The sequence below is a fragment of the Limnohabitans sp. 15K genome, from assembly GCF_002778285.1.
Classification (GTDB): Bacteria; Pseudomonadota; Gammaproteobacteria; order Burkholderiales; family Burkholderiaceae_C; genus Limnohabitans_A.
In genome coordinates this window covers 866,755-882,642 of the sequence record NZ_NESM01000001.1, presented here as the reverse complement: position 1 = coordinate 882,642, position 15,888 = coordinate 866,755, and the positions used below count along the sequence as shown (strand labels likewise).

The window sequence follows — 15,888 nt, the reverse complement described above, 5'->3', positions numbered from 1 at the left end:
CATGCACAACGATTTGCACGCGCTGCGGCGCATCCTCAAAAGTTGCCCCACCATCGCTGTGGTGGGCCTGTCGGCCGAATGGCACCGGCCCAGCTATTTCGCGGGCAAGTACATGCAGTCGCACGGTTTCAAGATCGTGCCGGTCAACCCGCGTTATGCGGGCGGCGAGATCCTCGGTGAAACCTGTTACGCCAGCCTGAACGACATCCCTTTCAAGGTGGACATGGTGGATGTGTTTCGCCGCAGCGAAGACGTGTTGCCGATTGCCGACCAAGCGCTGCAGATTGGCGCACGCTGCCTGTGGCAGCAGCTCGGGGTGGCCAACCCCGAGGCCGACGCCCTGGCCCGGCAGGCGGGTTTGGATTCGGTGAGCAACCGCTGCGTCAAGATCGAACACGCCCGGTTGTTTGGTGGCCTGAATTGGGTGGGCGTGAACACCGGCATCATCTCGGCGCGCCGCATGGTCTGAGGCCCCGCGGCTGAGACACCCGCTTATGCATCGCCCCTTCACTTTTCAGCCCCGAACACCATGACCGACCGCCAATTCCACCCCGAAACCCTGGCCATCCACGCCGGGCAAATTCCCGATGCTGCCACGGGCTCACGCGCACTGCCCATCTACCAAACCAGCAGCTTTGTGTTTGACAGCGCTGAGCACGCAGCGTCGCTGTTCAACCTGCAGACCTTTGGCAATGTGTATTCGCGCTTGAGCAACCCCACGGTGGCGGTGCTCGAAGAGCGTGTGGCCGCGCTCGAAGGCGGACGTGCCGCCGTGGCCAGTGCCTCGGGCATGGCGGCCGAGACCATGGCGCTGATGACCATCCTGCAATCGGGCGACCATGTGGTGGCGGCCGGGGCTTTGTACGGCGGCTCTGTCACGCTGTTGGCAGTGAGCTTGGCCAAGTTCGGCATCGAAACCACCTTTGTGGACGCAACCAAGCCCGAGGCCTTTGCCGCTGCCATGCGCCCCAACACCCGGGCCGTGTATGCCGAGAGCTTGGGCAACCCGAGCATGGTGGTGCTGGACATTGCCGCCGTGGCCGAGGTGGCCCACGCACACGGCGTGCCGCTCATCATCGACAACACCGTGCCCAGCCCGCTGCTGTGCAACCCGCTGGCGCTGGGGGCCGACATCGTGGTGCATTCGGCCACCAAATACCTGGCGGGCCACGGCACCACTTTGGGTGGCGTGGTGGTCGAGGGTGGCAAATTTCCTTGGGACAACGGCAAGTTCCCCGGCATGACCGAGCCCTCACAGGGCTACCACGGCGTGAAGTTTTACGAGACCTTTGGCGACTTTGGCTTTGCCATGCGCTGCCGCATGGAAAGTCTGCGGGTGTTTGGCGCATCACTCAGCCCTATGAGCGCTTGGCAAATTCTGCAGGGCGTCGAAACCCTGCCGCTGCGCATGAGCAAGCACTGCGACAACGCACTGGGGGTGGCCAAATTTTTGCAGGCCGATCCGCGCGTGGCCTGGGTCAACTACCCCGGTTTGCCCGACCACCCCCAGCACACCCTGATGCAGCGCCAGATGCGCGGTGCTTCAGGCTTGCTGTCGTTCGGCGTCAAAGGCGGTTTGGCCCAGGGCGTGACCTTCATCGAGTCCGCCCAGTTCATGAGCCACCTGGTCAACATCGGCGACACCCGCACCCTGATCAGCCACCCGGCCAGCACCACGCACCGCCAGCTCGACGAGGCCCAGCAACTGGCTGCGGGCGTGCCGCCCGACATGGTGCGCATCTCGGTAGGTTTGGAGAATCTGGACGACATCCTGTGGGACATCGACCAGGCGCTGGACAAGGCCAGCCGCTGAAAGCCCGTGTCGGGGCTGAAGCAGCTGGCCTGCGAAAAATCGCAGGCCTTGTCTTTCAGCGCTTCAAGGCCGCAGCTTCGGCGGTGCAATCTTGACGGTCTGACTTCAGGCCTTTGGCTCGGGCGGCCGTAATCTCGGCTTTGGCCAGTTGGGCTTGCGCTTGGAACACGGGGTCGGCCTGCAAGCGGGCCACAGCAGCAGCCCCCACTGTGCGTCCGGCTTCCACGTCACTTTGCCAGTGCACGCCGCACACCATGCGGCTGTCGCCGAAGGCGTGGCCGCGCTGCAGCAAGGCATTGGCTTTGTCGGGGGCCAGGCCCGCCAAGATCAAGCCCCAAGCCCATCCCAGAGCGGCGTGCCCTGAGGGGTAGGCACCATCTTTGGACAGGTGCGCTTCTTCCTTGGGCGAACAGGTGGTTTCACCCAGCTCCGCAAAAGGGCGCTTGCGGTTGTAGTGGTCTTTGGCTTTGTAGGTGGCAAAACCGGCATCCATCAGACTGCGGCGCAGCAGCATGTTCAGGTGGGGCGTGGCTTCTTGCGAGATGGGCATGTCCAGCGCGCACGAGAACACCCCGGCCGCTTCTGGGAACTTCAGGTTCACGTCCTTCAAAGCGTATTCCCAGCGGGGTGTGTTGCGCAGGGCGCGGGTTTGCTGGTGCTGCTGCAGATCGGCCGCATGGCGGGCCGAGCCGGTAGCTGGCGGTGGCGGGACCAGTGCCAGGCTGTCGGGCAGTTCCTTGCGGTCGATGTAGCCGTTCAAGTAGCCCGTGCCCTTGCGAAATTCCCCCACCACTTCAGGCGAGGTCGGGGGCACGGCGGTTTTGACCGGGGCGATTTGGCAGGCGCTGAGCAGGGCTGCAGCGGCCAGTGCGCTCAGGGGCATGGGTCGATTGATCACGGGAGTGTCTCCTTGTTTGTGCTTTGTGACCCGTTGGGTCTTGGGTTCCTCGGCATTTCAGACCGCAGCGGCTTTTGAAATCGTCACCGCAGTGACTTTTTAAGTGGAAGCACTATGCCTTTTCTTGCCTGTTGATTTTATGGAAAGGGAGAAACGCGGCCATCCACAGCACCAAAGTGCCCAGCAAGCCCGCAACCATCGAGCCACCCAACACCCCCAGTTTGAGCTGAAGTTCAAACTGAGGACCGAGACCTGCAAAGGCCAAGCCCCCAATGAACAAACTCATGGTGAAACCGATGCCACACAAAACGCTCACGCCCAAAAGTTGCAACGTTGTTGAATTGGCTGGCGCTTGGGCCAGGCCGCTGCGGACCATCAGGAGTGCCGCACCAAACACCCCGATGGCCTTGCCCGCAATCAGACCGAGGCCGATGCCCAGTGGCACAGGTGACATCAAGGTGCTGAAGCTGACCCCGTTCAGCACCACGCCCGCATTGGTGAAAGCAAACATGGGCAAGACGCCAAAGGCCACCCAGGGGTGCAAGCCGTGCTCGATGTTTTCCAGGGGCGATTGGCGAAGCGGATCGCGCATGGGGATGGCCAGCGCTGTGATGACCCCTGCCAGGGTGGCGTGGACCCCGGACTTGAGCACGAACACCCACATCAGCAGTCCCACCACGATGTAAACATCGACCCGGGTGATGCGCATTCGGTTCAGCACGAAGAGCACCAAGCCGGACAACAGTGCGCCTGCCAGCATGGGCCAAGACAAGTTGGCTGTGTAAAACAAGGCGATCACGACAATCGCCCCCAGGTCATCGATGATGGCCACTGCGGTCAAAAACACCTTGAGCGACAAGGGCACCCGAGAACCCAGCAAAGCGACGATGCCCAAAGCAAAGGCAATGTCGGTCGCTGTCGGAATGGCCCAGCCGCGCAAGGCCGTGCCGTCACCCCAGTTGATGGCGGTGTAAATCAGTGCGGGCATGAGCATGCCCCCCAGTGCCGCCACAGCGGGCAGCAAAAGCTGGCCTGGCCCAGACAGCTCGCCTTCCAGGAACTCCCGTTTGATCTCCAGCCCCACCAAAAAGAAGAAGACCGCCATCCAAAGGTCATTGACCCACAAAACCAGAGGCTTGGACAGCACCAAGGCCTGCTCGCCAATGACCACTTGGCCGGGGGTGTTCAAAAAGGACTGGTAGCCGGCGCCCCAAGGCGAATTGCTGATCAGCAAAGCCGCTAAGGCGGCCAAAGCCAAGACGATGCCTGGGGTCGACTCTTTGCCAAAGAAACGCACGACAGCCGATGGATGAGGGGTCTTCATGGGGTGATTGTCGACAACTCGAGCCGTGGGTACTTATTTCACGGTGCCCCTGTGGGGCCTTGTGGGGTCTGCACTGCACAATAGCGACCTATGTCTTTTTTCAAAAACATCCCTTACGAGTTGGTGCTGGGCTGGCGCTACACCCGTGCAGGCCGCGCCACCCGGCGAAACGGCTTCATTTCTTTCATTTCAGGGGTGTCCATTATGGGCATTGGCCTGGGCGTGGCGGCCCTCATCATTGTGCTGAGCGTGATGAATGGCTTCCAAAAAGAGGTGCGTGACCGCATGCTCGGTGTGGTCTCGCACATTGAGGTCTATGCCGCCGATGGCGCGGCTGTGGCCGATTTGCCTGCCTTATTGGCCCGCCTGAAGGCGCACCCGCAGGTGTTGGGCGCAGCGCCCTTCATCACCGCGCAGGCTTTGCTGGCGCGGGGCGAGGACATGAAGGGCGTGCTGGTGCGTGGCATCGACCCGGCGCTGGAGCCTGAAGTCAGTGACCTCTCGAGCGACACCCAAGCGGGGGCCTTGAAGGGGCTCAAGCCGGGTGAGTTCAGTTTGGTGCTGGGCCGTGACCTGGCCTACAACCTGGGTCTGCAAAGCGGTGACCCTGTGACCTTGGTGTCGCCGTCGGGCCAAGTCACTCCAGCGGGCGTGGTGCCGCGCATGAAGCAAATGGGTGTGGTGGGCACGTTCTCGTCGGGCCACTATGAATACGACTCGGCGCTGGCGCTGATGCACGTCGATGACGCGGCCCGCATGTTCCGGCTCGATGGCCCCAGCGGCGTGCGCCTCAAATTGCGCGATTTGCACCAGGCGCGGGATGTGGCGCGTGACCTGCAATTGGAACTGGGCCCGCAATTCTTCGTGCGCGACTGGACCCAGCAAAACAAGACCTGGTTTGCCGCTGTGCAGGTCGAAAAACGCATGATGTTCATCATCCTCACCCTCATCGTGGCGGTGGCGGCTTTCAACTTGGTCAGCACCTTGGTGATGACGGTGACCGACAAACGCGCCGACATCGCCATCTTGCGCACGCTGGGGGCCAGCCCGCGCAGCATCATGGGCATTTTTGTGGTGCAAGGCGCCACGGTGGGTGTGATTGGCACGATGAGCGGCTTGCTGTTGGGCCTGTTGGTGGCGTTCAACATCGATGTGATCGTGCCCGCGCTGGAAAAACTGTTCAACGCCAGCTTCTTGCCGCGAGACATTTACCTGATCAGCCGCATGCCCAGCGAGCCGCTGGCCAGCGACATCTGGCCCGTGGCCATCATCTCTCTGGTGCTGGCTTTTGTGGCCACGCTTTACCCCAGCTGGCGTGCCAGCCAGGTCAACCCGGCGGAGGCGCTGCGTTATGAATGACACGAAAAACGTGGGCACTGTGCTGCAGGCCCAAGGCCTGACCAAGCGCTTCACCGAGGGGCGCTTGGACGTGACCGTGCTGCAAGGCGTGGACCTGCAAGTGAACGCCGGGGAGACCTTGGCCATTGTGGGTGCTTCCGGCTCGGGCAAAAGCACCTTGCTGCATTTGTTGGGCGGGCTGGACGCACCTACGCAAGGCTCGGTGCAATTGAAGAGCCAACTGCTGTCGGCCTTGAGCGCGGCCGAACAAGGCCAGTGGCGCAACCGCTATTTGGGCTTTGTGTACCAGTTCCACCACTTGCTGCCCGAGTTCAGCGCCTTGGACAACGTGGCCATGCCACTGTGGATTCGACGTCAAGACCGTGCCGAAGCCGCCGCTGTGGCCACGGGCTGGTTGCAGCGCGTGGGCTTGGGTGAGCGCGTGCACCACAGGCCAGCGGAGTTGTCCGGCGGCGAGCGCCAGCGTGTGGCCCTGGCCCGCGCCTTGGTGAACGACCCGGCCTGTGTGCTGGCCGACGAGCCCACGGGCAACCTGGACCGCGAAACGGCTGACGGTGTGTTTGCGCTGATGCTGCAGCTGGCCCGTGAACGCGGGACCGCCTTTGTGGTGGTCACACACGACCAAGCCTTAGCCGCGCGTTGCGACCGGCAGCTGCATTTGGTCAAGGGTGTGCTGCAAGCGCCGGTTTGAATTTCTCAAGCCAGCATGTGGATCGACACGCACTGTCACCTGGACGCGGCCGAGTTTGATGCCGACCGCGACGCGGTGCGCCACACGGCACGGGCTGCAGGTGTGACGCACTGCGTGATCCCTGCGGTGCACGCCGTCCACTGGCCGCAAGTGGCGCAGTTGGCCGAACGGCATGGCGACGCCTACGCCTTGGGCATCCACCCTTTGTATGTGCCGCAGGCGCAAGAAGCGGACCTGCTGGCGCTGGACCACGCCTTGAACGAGCGTCGTGATGACCCGCGCTTGGTCGCCGTGGGTGAGATCGGGCTGGACTTTTTTGTACCCGAGCTGTGCACGCCCCACATGCGCGAGAGGCAATGGTTGTTTTACACCGCGCAACTGACGTTGGCCCAAAAGCATGGTTTGCCCGTGATCTTGCATGTGCGCCGCTCTGCCGACCTCTTGCTCAAAGGCTTGCGCCAGTGCCGCATCTCTTCAGGCATTGCGCACGCCTTCAATGGCAGCGCCCAGCAAGCGCTGGCCTTTGTCGACATGGGTTTTGCCTTGGGCTTTGGCGGTACCTTGACTTACGAGCGCTCTTTGCAGCTGCGTCGCCTGGCCTGCGAGTTGCCCCTGAGCGCTTTGGTGCTGGAGACCGATGCCCCCGATATTCCGCCTCAGTGGCTTTACCAAACCGCAGAGCAGCGGGCACAAGGGGCTGCTCAGGGTCGCAACAGCCCGGCCGAGCTGCCGCGCATCGCGCAGGTGTTGGCTGACTTGCGGGGCATCCCTTTGTCCGACTTGGCCCAAGCCTCCAGCGCCAATGCCTGCCGTGTGCTGCCCAAGCTTGCCCCACGGCCTCTGTAACATCACGCCCCATGATCCGAAAAAAATCCTCTGCGCCCAGCCCCGAACTGCCGGAAGTCAATTTTTCCGAAGACGGTGAGATTCGTTACCTGCATCTGGGCACCGAGTGGATTCAGGGCTCGATGTTTCTGGACCGACCCTTCGACATTGAGCTGGAGTATGTGCAGCGCATGTTTGCTTGGCTCTTGTTCTTTCCGCCTGGTGAGGTCAAGGGTGCGCACGCGATGCAACTGGGTTTGGGTGCCGGCACCATCACCAAGTTTTGCTATAAAAAACTCAAAATGACCTGCACTGCGGTGGAGTTGAACCCTGGCGTGCTGCATGCCTGCCGGGGCTGGTTTCGTTTGCCACCCGACGATGAACGCTTGCGCGTGGTGCTCGCCGATGCGTCGCTGGAAATCCAAAAAGACGAATGGCGCGGCACGGTCGATGCACTCCAAGTGGACTTGTACGACGAAGAAGCCGCAGCCCCGGTGCTGGACACGCCCGATTTTTACCGCCACTGCCGTGAGCTGTTGACCCTCCAAGGCTGCATGACCGTCAACCTGTTTGGCCGTTCGTCCAGTTATGCCGAAAGCGTGGAAAAGATTTGTGCCGCTTTTGGCGAAGACGCCGTCTGGGCTTTTAAGCCCACACGAGAAGGCAATGCCATTGTGTTGGCGCAGCGCACGGCCAGCAGGCCTTCGCGCGAAGACATGGCCCAGTCCGTGGCTGCGTTGCAAGCCCAATGGGGGTGGCCTGCTTCTTTGTGGCCCAAGGTGTTCAAGCCCTTGGTCAAGTGAGTGTTGCGCAGCCCGAAGCCCGTTTGGAATACCAAGACCTAGGGTAAACCATGTGTTTTTGACCTTCAAAACATAGGTGTAACCCACATCCACAAAACCGGATTGTTCACGCAGAATCTCGTCAACTCAAACCAGAGGAGATATCTCGTGAACATCAAGAGTCAGAAAGACTTTTTTTCCGGACTGTTTTACACAGTGACCGGTGCAGCCTTCGCCTACGGGGCCACCAACTACACGGTAGGTACCGGTGCCCGTATGGGGCCTGGCTACTTTCCCTTGTTGCTGGGCATTTTGTTGGCCATCATCGGGGCCTTCGTCATGTTCAAGTCCTTGACGGTCGAGACCCAAGACGGTGACAAGATTGGCTCATGGGCCTGGAAGCCCCTGATTTTCATCATCGCCGGCAACGTTTTGTTCGGCATTTTGTTGGGTGGCCTGCCCAGTTGGGGTCTGCCCGCAATGGGTTTGATCGTGGCGATCTTTGGCACCACCTTGGTGGTCAGCATGGCGGGTGAAACCTTCAAGCTCAAAGAAGTCTTGATTTTGGCAACGATCCTGTCGATCGGCTGTTACGGCGCTTTCGTGTTGCTGCTCAAGCTGCAGTTCCCCGTTTGGCCCACCTTCATCACCGGTTGAGGAGAAATAATTCATGGAACTGTTTGACAACCTTGCACTCGGTTTTGGGGTGGCATTCACCTTTCAAAACCTGATTTACGCGTTCATTGGCTGCTTGTTGGGCACCTTGATTGGCGTGCTCCCCGGTGTCGGCCCTGTGGCCACCATCGCCATGCTCTTGCCCGCTACCTATGCGCTGCCCCCTGTGGCTGCGCTGATCATGTTGGCCGGTATTTACTACGGCGCGCAATACGGTGGCTCGACCACCGCGATTTTGGTCAACTTGCCCGGCGAAGCTTCGTCGGTCGTGACCATGATCGACGGTTACCAGATGGCCCGAAAAGGTCGTGCGGGTCCCGCTTTGGCGGCAGCTGGTTTGGGCTCGTTCTTCGCCGGTTGCGTCGGCACCTTGATCTTGGCGGCTTTCGCAGGCCCCTTGACCGAAGTGGCTTTCAAGTTCGGTCCTGCTGAATACTTCTCCTTGATGGTCTTGGGCCTCATTGGTGCGGTTGTGCTGGCATCGGGCTCCCTGATCAAAGCGGTCGGCATGATCGTGTTGGGCTTGTTGATGGGCCTGATCGGCACGGACGTGAACTCCGGCGTGGCGCGTTTCAGCTTCGACATTCCTGAGTTGACCGACGGCGTCGGCTTCATCGTGATCGCCATGGGCGTGTTCGGTTATGGCGAGATCATCTCCAACCTGTCCAAGCCTGAAGAAGACCGCGAAGTCTTCACGGCCAAAGTGACGGGTTTGCTGCCTACCGGAGAAGACTTCAAGCGCATGATTCCCGCTGTATTGCGCGGTACTTTCTTGGGTTCTGCTTTGGGCATCTTGCCTGGCGGCGGCGCACTGTTGGCGGCTTTTGCGGCTTACACCATTGAAAAGAAAACCAAGTTGCAGCCTGGTGAAGTGCCTTTCGGTCAAGGCAACATCCGCGGTGTGGCGTCGCCTGAGTCGGCCAACAACTCGGCTTCGCAAACTTCCTTCATTCCTTTGCTGACGCTGGGCATTCCACCCAACGCCGTGATGGCTTTGATGGTCGGTGCGATGACAATCCATAACATCCAGCCCGGCCCTCAGGTCATGACGAGCAACCCCGAGTTGTTCTGGGGCTTGATCGCTTCGATGTGGATCGGTAACGCCATGCTCATCATCTTGAACCTGCCTTTGATTGGCATCTGGATCAAGTTGCTGTCGGTGCCTTACCGTTGGTTGTTCCCCGCCATCGTGTTGTTCTGTGCGATCGGTGTGTATTCGACCAACAACAACACCTTCGACATCTGGATGGTGGCCATGTTTGGTGTGATTGGTTACGGCTTCATCAAGCTGGGCATGGAACCTGCGCCTTTGTTGCTGGGTTTCATCTTGGGCCCGATGATGGAAGAAAACCTGCGCCGTGCCATGCTGTTGTCACGCGGTGACTGGAGCGTGTTTGTGACGCGTCCCTTGTCGGCCAGCTTGTTGGCAGCGGCGGTGGTTCTGTTGATCATTGTGACCTTGCCATCCATCAAGTCCAAGCGCGAAGAAGCTTTCGTCGAAGACTGATCGGCGCAGCTCTCAACGCATCCAACGGCCTCTTCGGGGGCCGTTTTCCTTGGTGCGGCCAAGACCGTTGTCACCCGTGAGCGGTTCATGGCGGGCTGCTCTGCCAAAATCTCCGGTTGAATCCATGGCGCTTGAGTGAAAGCGAGAAAAAATGAACAAACGACACCTGATGCAAGCTTTGTGCTGGCTGTTTGCCAGCGTGGGGGCCTTCAGCCCTGCACAAGCCCAGACTTATCCGACCAAGCCTGTGCGCTTGATCGTGCCCTTTCCCGCAGGCGGAGCAACCGACTTGTTTGCGCGGACTTTGTCGCAAAAGCTCAGCGAAAAAATGGGCACAACGTTGGTGGTTGAAAACCGCCCCGGCGCAGGCGGCACCTTGGGCTCAGACTTGGTGGCCAAGGCCCAAGCCGATGGCTACACCTTGCTGCTGGCGACCTCGAGTACACACTCGATTGGCCCCAACCTCAACCCCCGCATGCCCTATGACGCGGTGAAAGACTTCACGCCCATCAGCCAGGTGGGCAACGCACCCAGCATCATGCTAGTGCCCAACAGCTCTCCCGCCAAAACCATCAAGGAATGGATCGACTACGCCAAGAAGAACCCGGGGCGTTTGAACTACGCCTCGAGCGGCAATGGCACCATCGTGCAATTGACAGCTGAACTGTTCAAAGCGCAAGCCGAGTTGTTTGTCGTTCACATTCCCTACAAAGGCACGGCCCTGGCCATTCCCGATCTGGTCAGCGGCAAGGTGGATGTGCTGTTTGACAGCTTGCCTACAGGCTTGCCCCATGTGCGCGACGGCCGTTTGCGTGCTTTGGGTGTGACCACCCTCAAGCCGACAGCCCTGGCGCCCGGCGTGCCACCGATTGCCGATGTGTTGCCCGGCTACGAATCCAACACTTGGTTTGGCCTGTTTGGACCCAAAGGTTTGCCTGCGGATGTGGTGAGCCGCGTCAACACCGCCGCCAACCAGGTGCTGCAAGACCCTGAAGTCATTGACAAGCTGCAACGCTTTGGCATTGAGCCTGTGGGGGGAACACCCGTCCAATTTGGCAACATGCTGGCCAAAGAGTCGGCCAAATGGAAAAAAACCATCACTGAACGCAAGATCACATTGGATTGACATGAACTTCGATTACCAGTTTCCCTACACCAGCACCCGCTTGCCCCTGTTTGCACGCAATGTGGTGTCCACCTCGCACCCACTGGCCGCGCAAGCTGGCTTGCGCATGATGCTCAAGGGTGGCAATGCGGTGGACGCCGCCATCGCCGCTGCCGCCGTCATCACCCTGACCGAGCCCGTGAGCTGCGGTTTGGGTTCGGACGCCTTCGCCATCCTCTGGGACGGCAAAGAGCTGCATGGCCTCAACTCGTCTGGCCCGGCCCCTGCCACCTGGACCCCCGAATACTTTCACCGCAAATACGGTGCTGAGACCAAAACACCGCCCAAGCGCGGTTTTGACTCGGTCACTGTGCCGGGTGCCGTGGCCGGTTGGGTGGCCCTGAGCGACCGATTTGGCAAGCTGCCCTTTGCCGACTTGATGGAGCCCGCCATTGAGGTGGCTGAGCGTGGTTATTTGATCCCGGTGGTGGTGCAGCAAAAATGGGCTGCTGCCACACCCGAGCTGCAGTCGCAGCCCGGTTTTGCACAAAGCTTTTTGCCATGGGGCCGTGCGCCGCAAGTGGGCGAGTTGTTCCAGTTCAAGAACGCGGCGCGAGGCCTCAGGGCCATTGCCGCCACCAAAGGCCAAGCGCTTTATGGCGGCGAGATCGCCGAAGCCATTGAAAAGTTCGCCAAAGAAAACGGCGGCAGCATCACCGCCAAAGACCTGGCCGACTTCAAGCCCGAGTGGGTCAAGCCCATGGCGCAAGACTACCGGGGCTACACCCTGCACGAGATCCCACCCAACGGCCAAGGCATCGCCGCGCTCATCGCCTTGGGCATCTTGTCTAACTTCGACATGGCCAGCCACAAAGTGGACAGCGCAGATTCGCAGCACCTGCAGATCGAGGCCATGAAACTCGCCTTTGCCGACACTTACCGCTACGTGGCCGATCCGCGCTTCATGGAGCTGCCGCCCGAGCAAATGCTGGACCCGGCTTATCTCGCCAGCCGCGCCAAGCTGATCGACATGAAAAAGGCGCAAGACTTCAAGGCCGGCAATCCGGTCAAGGGCGGCACGATTTACCTCACGGCCGCCGATGAAAACGGCATGATGATCAGTTTCATCCAGAGCAACTACATGGGCTTTGGTTCCGGTGTGGTGGAACCCACTTACGGCATCAGTTTGCAAAACCGCGGTCATGGCTTCAGCACCGACCTGCAAGGCCAAAACCCCGCCAACCTGGTCCTGCCGGGCAAGCGTCCCTTCCAGACCATCATTCCGGCCTTTGTCACCAAAGACGGCCAGCCGGTCATGAGCTACGGCGTGATGGGCGGCAACATGCAGCCTCAAGGCCACATGCAAACCCTGGTCCGCATGCTTGACTACGGCCAGAACCCTCAAGCGGCTTGCGATGCGCCGCGCTGGCGCTTCAACACGGGTCTGAACATCAACGTTGAAGCTGCGATGAATGGCGGCACCGTGCAAGAGTTGATCGCCCGTGGCCACCAGCTCGACATCATCAACGACTCGTACCAAGACTTTGGTGCAGGCCAGTTCATCTGGCGCATGGGTGATCCAGGTGTGGAGGGCTACCAAGCCGCCAGCGACCCGCGCCGCGATGGCCAGGCCGTGGGCTTTTGATGACGACTGCGCGATCGCCTCAAGTCACGGCCGGCCTGCTCTTGGCCGTGGCTGGATCGATCGCTTTTTCGGGCAAAGCCATCATCGTCAAGCTGGCTTACCGCTACGGCGTGGATGCCGTCACGCTGGTCATGTTGCGCATGCTGTTTGCGTTGCCCCTGTTTTTGCTCATGGCCTGGTGGGCTGGGCGCGGCAAGCCGCGCATCGCCGGGCGTGACTGGTTGGGCATTGTGGGGCTGGGCTTTTGTGGTTATTACTTGGCTTCGTTCCTCGATTTTTGGGGACTGGAATACATCAGCGCGTCACTGGAACGCTTGATTCTTTACCTCAACCCCACGCTGGTGCTGGTGCTGGGCTGGTTGTTGTACGGCCGCAAAATCAGCTACCGCCAAGGGGTTGGCATGCTCATCAGTTATGCCGGCGTGTTGCTGGTGTTTGGCCACGAGGCGGCATTGGACGGCAAGAACGCCGCACTGGGCGCAGCGCTGGTGCTGGCCAGCGCCGTCAGTTATGCGCTTTACCTCAGCTACAGCGGCCAGATGGTGCAGCGTTTGGGGTCTTTGCGTTTGGCGGGCTGGGCCACTTCGGTGGCTTGTGTGTTTTGCATTGCCCAGTTTGCGATACTGCGCCCACTGGAAACGGCACAGGTGGCCGAACCCGTGCTTTGGTTGTCCTTGCTCAATGCCACCGCTTGCACCGCTGTGCCCGTGGTGCTGGTCATGATGGCGATCGAGCGCATCGGTGCCGGATTGACGGCTCAAACGGGCATGATTGGCCCCATGTCCACGCTGTTCATGGGCGTTTTCATTTTGGGCGAACCTTTTAATGTGTGGATTGTGGGCGGCACCGTGTTGGTGCTGTCGGGCGTTTTCTGGGTGACACGTTCACCCAAAGTTTGAAATTAACTGGAGAAAAAAATGGATCTGGGTATCAAAGGCAAATGGGCATTGGTGGGTGGCGCGAGCAAAGGCTTGGGCTGGGGTTGCGCACGGGCTTTGGCCCTTGAAGGCGTGAACGTGGTCATGGTGGCGCGCGGCGCCGAAGTGCTGAACAAAGCCGTGGACGACTTGCGTGCAGAAACCGCTGGTCAAGTGCAATTGATCGCCGTAGCGCAAGACATCACCAGCGAAGCTGGCCGCGAAGCAATCTGGAACGTGGCGGGTGGCCCCGGCAAAGACTACGACATCGTGGTCACCAACGCAGGTGGCCCACCCCCAGGCGACTTCCGCGACTGGGACCGCGAGGCCTGGATCAAGGCCATCGACGCCAACATGCTCACACCCATCGAGCTGATCAAAGCCACGGTGGACGGCATGGCCGCTCGCGGTTTTGGCCGCATTGTGAACATCACCTCCAGTTCGGTGAAGTCCCCCATCGACGTTTTGGGCTTGTCTAATGGCGCCCGCAGTGGCCTGACTGGTTTTGTGGCCGGCACATCGCGCAGCAAGATTGCGGGCCAGGGCGTCACCATCAACAACCTGCTGCCCGGCAAGTTCGACACCGACCGCATCCGCTCCACGCTGCCCGCGATGGCGCAAAAGCAGGGCAAGACGGTGGAAGAAATGCGCGCCATCCAGCAAGCGCAAATCCCGGCTGGGCGCTACGGCAACCCGCAAGAGTTTGGGGCGATCTGCGCCTTCTTGTGCAGCCAGCACGCGGCCTACATGACAGGCCAAAACGTGCTGGCCGATGGTGGGGCTTATCCGGGCACGTATTGACTCTGGGCAGTGGGGCTCAATGCAGCTTCACTGTTGGGTTGGTTTGTTTGGTGATCAGGCGTGACAGGGTAAAGAGTGTGGTTTTGATGAGGCCGTGAATGGCCAGCTCATGCAATTTGTACAAAGACATGTACATGAGCTTGGCAAAATAACCTTCGATCATCAAACTCTTGCCTGTCAAGCCGCCCATCATGTTGCCAACCGTGCTGAACTTGCCCAGCGACACCAGCGAGCCAAAGTCTCTGTAGCGGTAAGCTTGAAGCGGCTGATGGGCCATGCGGCGTTTGATTTGCTGCAACATGTGCGAAGCCTGTTGATGCGCTGCTTGCGCACGCGGCGGCACAAAGCCAGCCCGTCCGCCATCGGCATCGGAGCAGGGGCAAGCGGCGCAATCACCCAAAGCAAATACATCGGGGTCGCGCGTGGTTTGCAGGGTATCGAAGACGACCAACTGGTTGATGCGGTTGGTTTCAAGACCGCTGAAGTCTTTCAAAAAATCAGGGGCTTTCACGCCTGCGGCCCACACCACCAGCTCAGATTCGATCTCGCGTCCATCGGCCAAGCGAATGCCGGTGGGCGTGACCTCCATCACCTTGGAACTGGTGAGTACTTGGACACCCAAATGGGAGATGAGTTTCTCTGTGGCTTGGGACATGCGAGGCTGTAAAGCCGGCAAGATTCGATCGGCCGCCTCGATCAAGCTGACTTTGATGTCCTTGTCCACATCAATACGGTCCAAGCCAAATGCCACCACCTCGCGCGTGGTGCGGTGCAGTTCTGCGGCCAACTCGACGCCCGTGGCGCCCGCGCCGATGATGGCCACATGCAATTGACGTTTGTGGATGACATCCAACTGGTTGTGCGCGCGGATACACGCATTGACCATCTTGGAATGAAATGACTTGGCGTCGTGTTGCGTTTCCAACTTCAGGGCGTATTCTTTGACGCCCTGGGTGCCAAAGTCGTTGCTCAAGCTGCCGATGCAAATCACCAGCGTGTCGTAGCTGATCCGCTGGGTGGGTGTGACAGCGACGCCAGCCTCATCCAAATAAGGTGCGAGCTCAATGGTTTTTTGAGACCGGTCAAGTCCCGTGAGCTCACCGATGCGAAAAGTAAAGTGATGCCAATGGGCTTGGGCCATGTAATCCACTTCGTGGTCGCCCAGGTCCATGCTGCCCGATGCAATTTCATGCAGTTTGGGTTTCCAAATGTGCGTGCGGTTTTTGTCGACCAAGGTGACAAGTGCACGCTTGTTGCGGCCATAGGCGTGCCCCAACCGGGTCGCGAGTTCCAGACCCCCAGCGCCGCCACCCACTATGACGATTTTGTGTTGTTTGTTCATCGTTCAGCCCGCGTTTTAGCTATCAGTTCAGTTCGCCCATTCAAACGCTGCAAAGCCATCGCTAAGAAACATTCAATGAAAAATAGTTTCTATCATTTTGAGTGAAAAAACAAAGGCAATGCCTGGGGTGTCCAGAATTTCTATGAAAACGGGAAAGAACGTGTTGACAGATGGTGGGGCATAAACCGGCACGTTTTGATGTTG

At 59.9% G+C, this 15,888-nt stretch carries 15 protein-coding genes; 12 read left to right on the top strand and 3 right to left on the bottom strand.

The genetic code is table 11. The annotated features are described in order from the left end of the window. Position 1: 1 nt before the first annotated feature. Both B9Z40_RS04150 and B9Z40_RS04145 read left to right on the top strand, forming a co-directional pair. Entirely contained in the window at positions 2-469 is a 468-nt protein-coding gene (locus tag B9Z40_RS04150; RefSeq protein ID WP_100172024.1) for a CoA-binding protein, read from the top strand. Positions 470-529: 60 nt separating this feature from the next. After that, positions 530-1,813, top strand: coding sequence for an O-acetylhomoserine aminocarboxypropyltransferase/cysteine synthase family protein (locus tag B9Z40_RS04145; RefSeq protein WP_100172023.1), 1,284 nt, complete (start codon positions 530-532; stop codon positions 1,811-1,813). A gap of 55 nt (positions 1,814-1,868) precedes the next feature. On the opposite strand, the gene B9Z40_RS04140 is transcribed toward B9Z40_RS04145, so the two are convergent. Together B9Z40_RS04140 and nhaA are read right to left on the bottom strand one after the other, a co-directional pair. Next, positions 1,869-2,711 (bottom strand): phosphatase PAP2 family protein, encoded by an 843-nt coding sequence (locus tag B9Z40_RS04140; protein WP_233204777.1) that lies wholly within the window; start codon positions 2,709-2,711, stop codon positions 1,869-1,871. A 112-nt stretch (positions 2,712-2,823) separates the two neighbouring features. Further along, positions 2,824-4,035: a Na+/H+ antiporter NhaA gene (gene nhaA / locus B9Z40_RS04135; protein ID WP_100172021.1), complete on the bottom strand. Its 1,212-nt coding sequence runs from the start codon at positions 4,033-4,035 to the stop codon at positions 2,824-2,826. 90 nt (positions 4,036-4,125) lie between these two features. Here nhaA and B9Z40_RS04130 point away from each other — a divergent pair, with 90 nt between their 5' ends. The 10 genes from B9Z40_RS04130 to B9Z40_RS04085 all read left to right on the top strand — a co-directional run bounded on the left by B9Z40_RS04130 (position 4,126) and on the right by B9Z40_RS04085 (position 14,342). Next, positions 4,126-5,394, top strand: a complete 1,269-nt coding sequence (locus tag B9Z40_RS04130) for a lipoprotein-releasing ABC transporter permease subunit (protein WP_100172020.1) — start codon at positions 4,126-4,128, stop codon at positions 5,392-5,394. Next, positions 5,387-6,085, top strand: coding sequence for a lipoprotein-releasing ABC transporter ATP-binding protein LolD (gene lolD, locus B9Z40_RS04125; RefSeq protein ID WP_100172019.1), 699 nt, complete (start codon positions 5,387-5,389; stop codon positions 6,083-6,085). Before B9Z40_RS04130 ends, lolD begins: the two co-directional genes overlap by 8 nt. 15 nt (positions 6,086-6,100) lie before the next feature. Further along, entirely contained in the window at positions 6,101-6,931 is an 831-nt protein-coding gene (locus B9Z40_RS04120; RefSeq protein ID WP_100172018.1) for a TatD family hydrolase, read from the top strand. 11 nt (positions 6,932-6,942) lie between these two features. Continuing rightward, positions 6,943-7,713, top strand: coding sequence for a spermidine synthase (locus tag B9Z40_RS04115; protein WP_100172017.1), 771 nt, complete (start codon positions 6,943-6,945; stop codon positions 7,711-7,713). 147 nt (positions 7,714-7,860) lie between these two features. Continuing rightward, the gene (locus B9Z40_RS04110; protein WP_100172016.1) at positions 7,861-8,349 is read left to right on the top strand and encodes a tripartite tricarboxylate transporter TctB family protein; all 489 of its coding nucleotides are present in this window, start codon (positions 7,861-7,863) and stop codon (positions 8,347-8,349) included. A gap of 13 nt (positions 8,350-8,362) precedes the next feature. Next, positions 8,363-9,874: a tripartite tricarboxylate transporter permease gene (locus tag B9Z40_RS04105; RefSeq protein WP_100172015.1), complete on the top strand. Its 1,512-nt coding sequence runs from the start codon at positions 8,363-8,365 to the stop codon at positions 9,872-9,874. A 151-nt stretch (positions 9,875-10,025) separates the two neighbouring features. Continuing rightward, positions 10,026-11,000: a tripartite tricarboxylate transporter substrate binding protein gene (locus tag B9Z40_RS04100; RefSeq protein ID WP_100172014.1), complete on the top strand. Its 975-nt coding sequence runs from the start codon at positions 10,026-10,028 to the stop codon at positions 10,998-11,000. 1 nt (position 11,001) lies between these two features. Next, positions 11,002-12,624 carry a gamma-glutamyltransferase family protein gene (locus tag B9Z40_RS04095; protein ID WP_100172013.1) on the top strand — a complete coding sequence of 541 codons (1,623 nt, stop codon included), beginning with the start codon at positions 11,002-11,004 and terminating at the stop codon, positions 12,622-12,624. Then, a complete protein-coding gene (locus tag B9Z40_RS04090; protein WP_100172012.1) occupies positions 12,624-13,523 on the top strand; it encodes a DMT family transporter in 900 nt (299 codons plus the stop codon). The genes B9Z40_RS04095 and B9Z40_RS04090 overlap by 1 nt, the downstream gene beginning before the upstream one ends. Before the next feature lie 18 nt (positions 13,524-13,541). After that, positions 13,542-14,342 carry an SDR family oxidoreductase gene (locus B9Z40_RS04085; RefSeq protein WP_100172011.1) on the top strand — a complete coding sequence of 267 codons (801 nt, stop codon included), beginning with the start codon at positions 13,542-13,544 and terminating at the stop codon, positions 14,340-14,342. 16 nt (positions 14,343-14,358) lie between these two features. Here the strand turns inward: B9Z40_RS04085 and B9Z40_RS04080 are convergent, their stop codons facing one another. Beyond that, entirely contained in the window at positions 14,359-15,684 is a 1,326-nt protein-coding gene (locus B9Z40_RS04080; RefSeq protein WP_100172010.1) for an NAD(P)/FAD-dependent oxidoreductase, read from the bottom strand. Between the last annotated feature and the right edge of the window lie 204 nt (positions 15,685-15,888).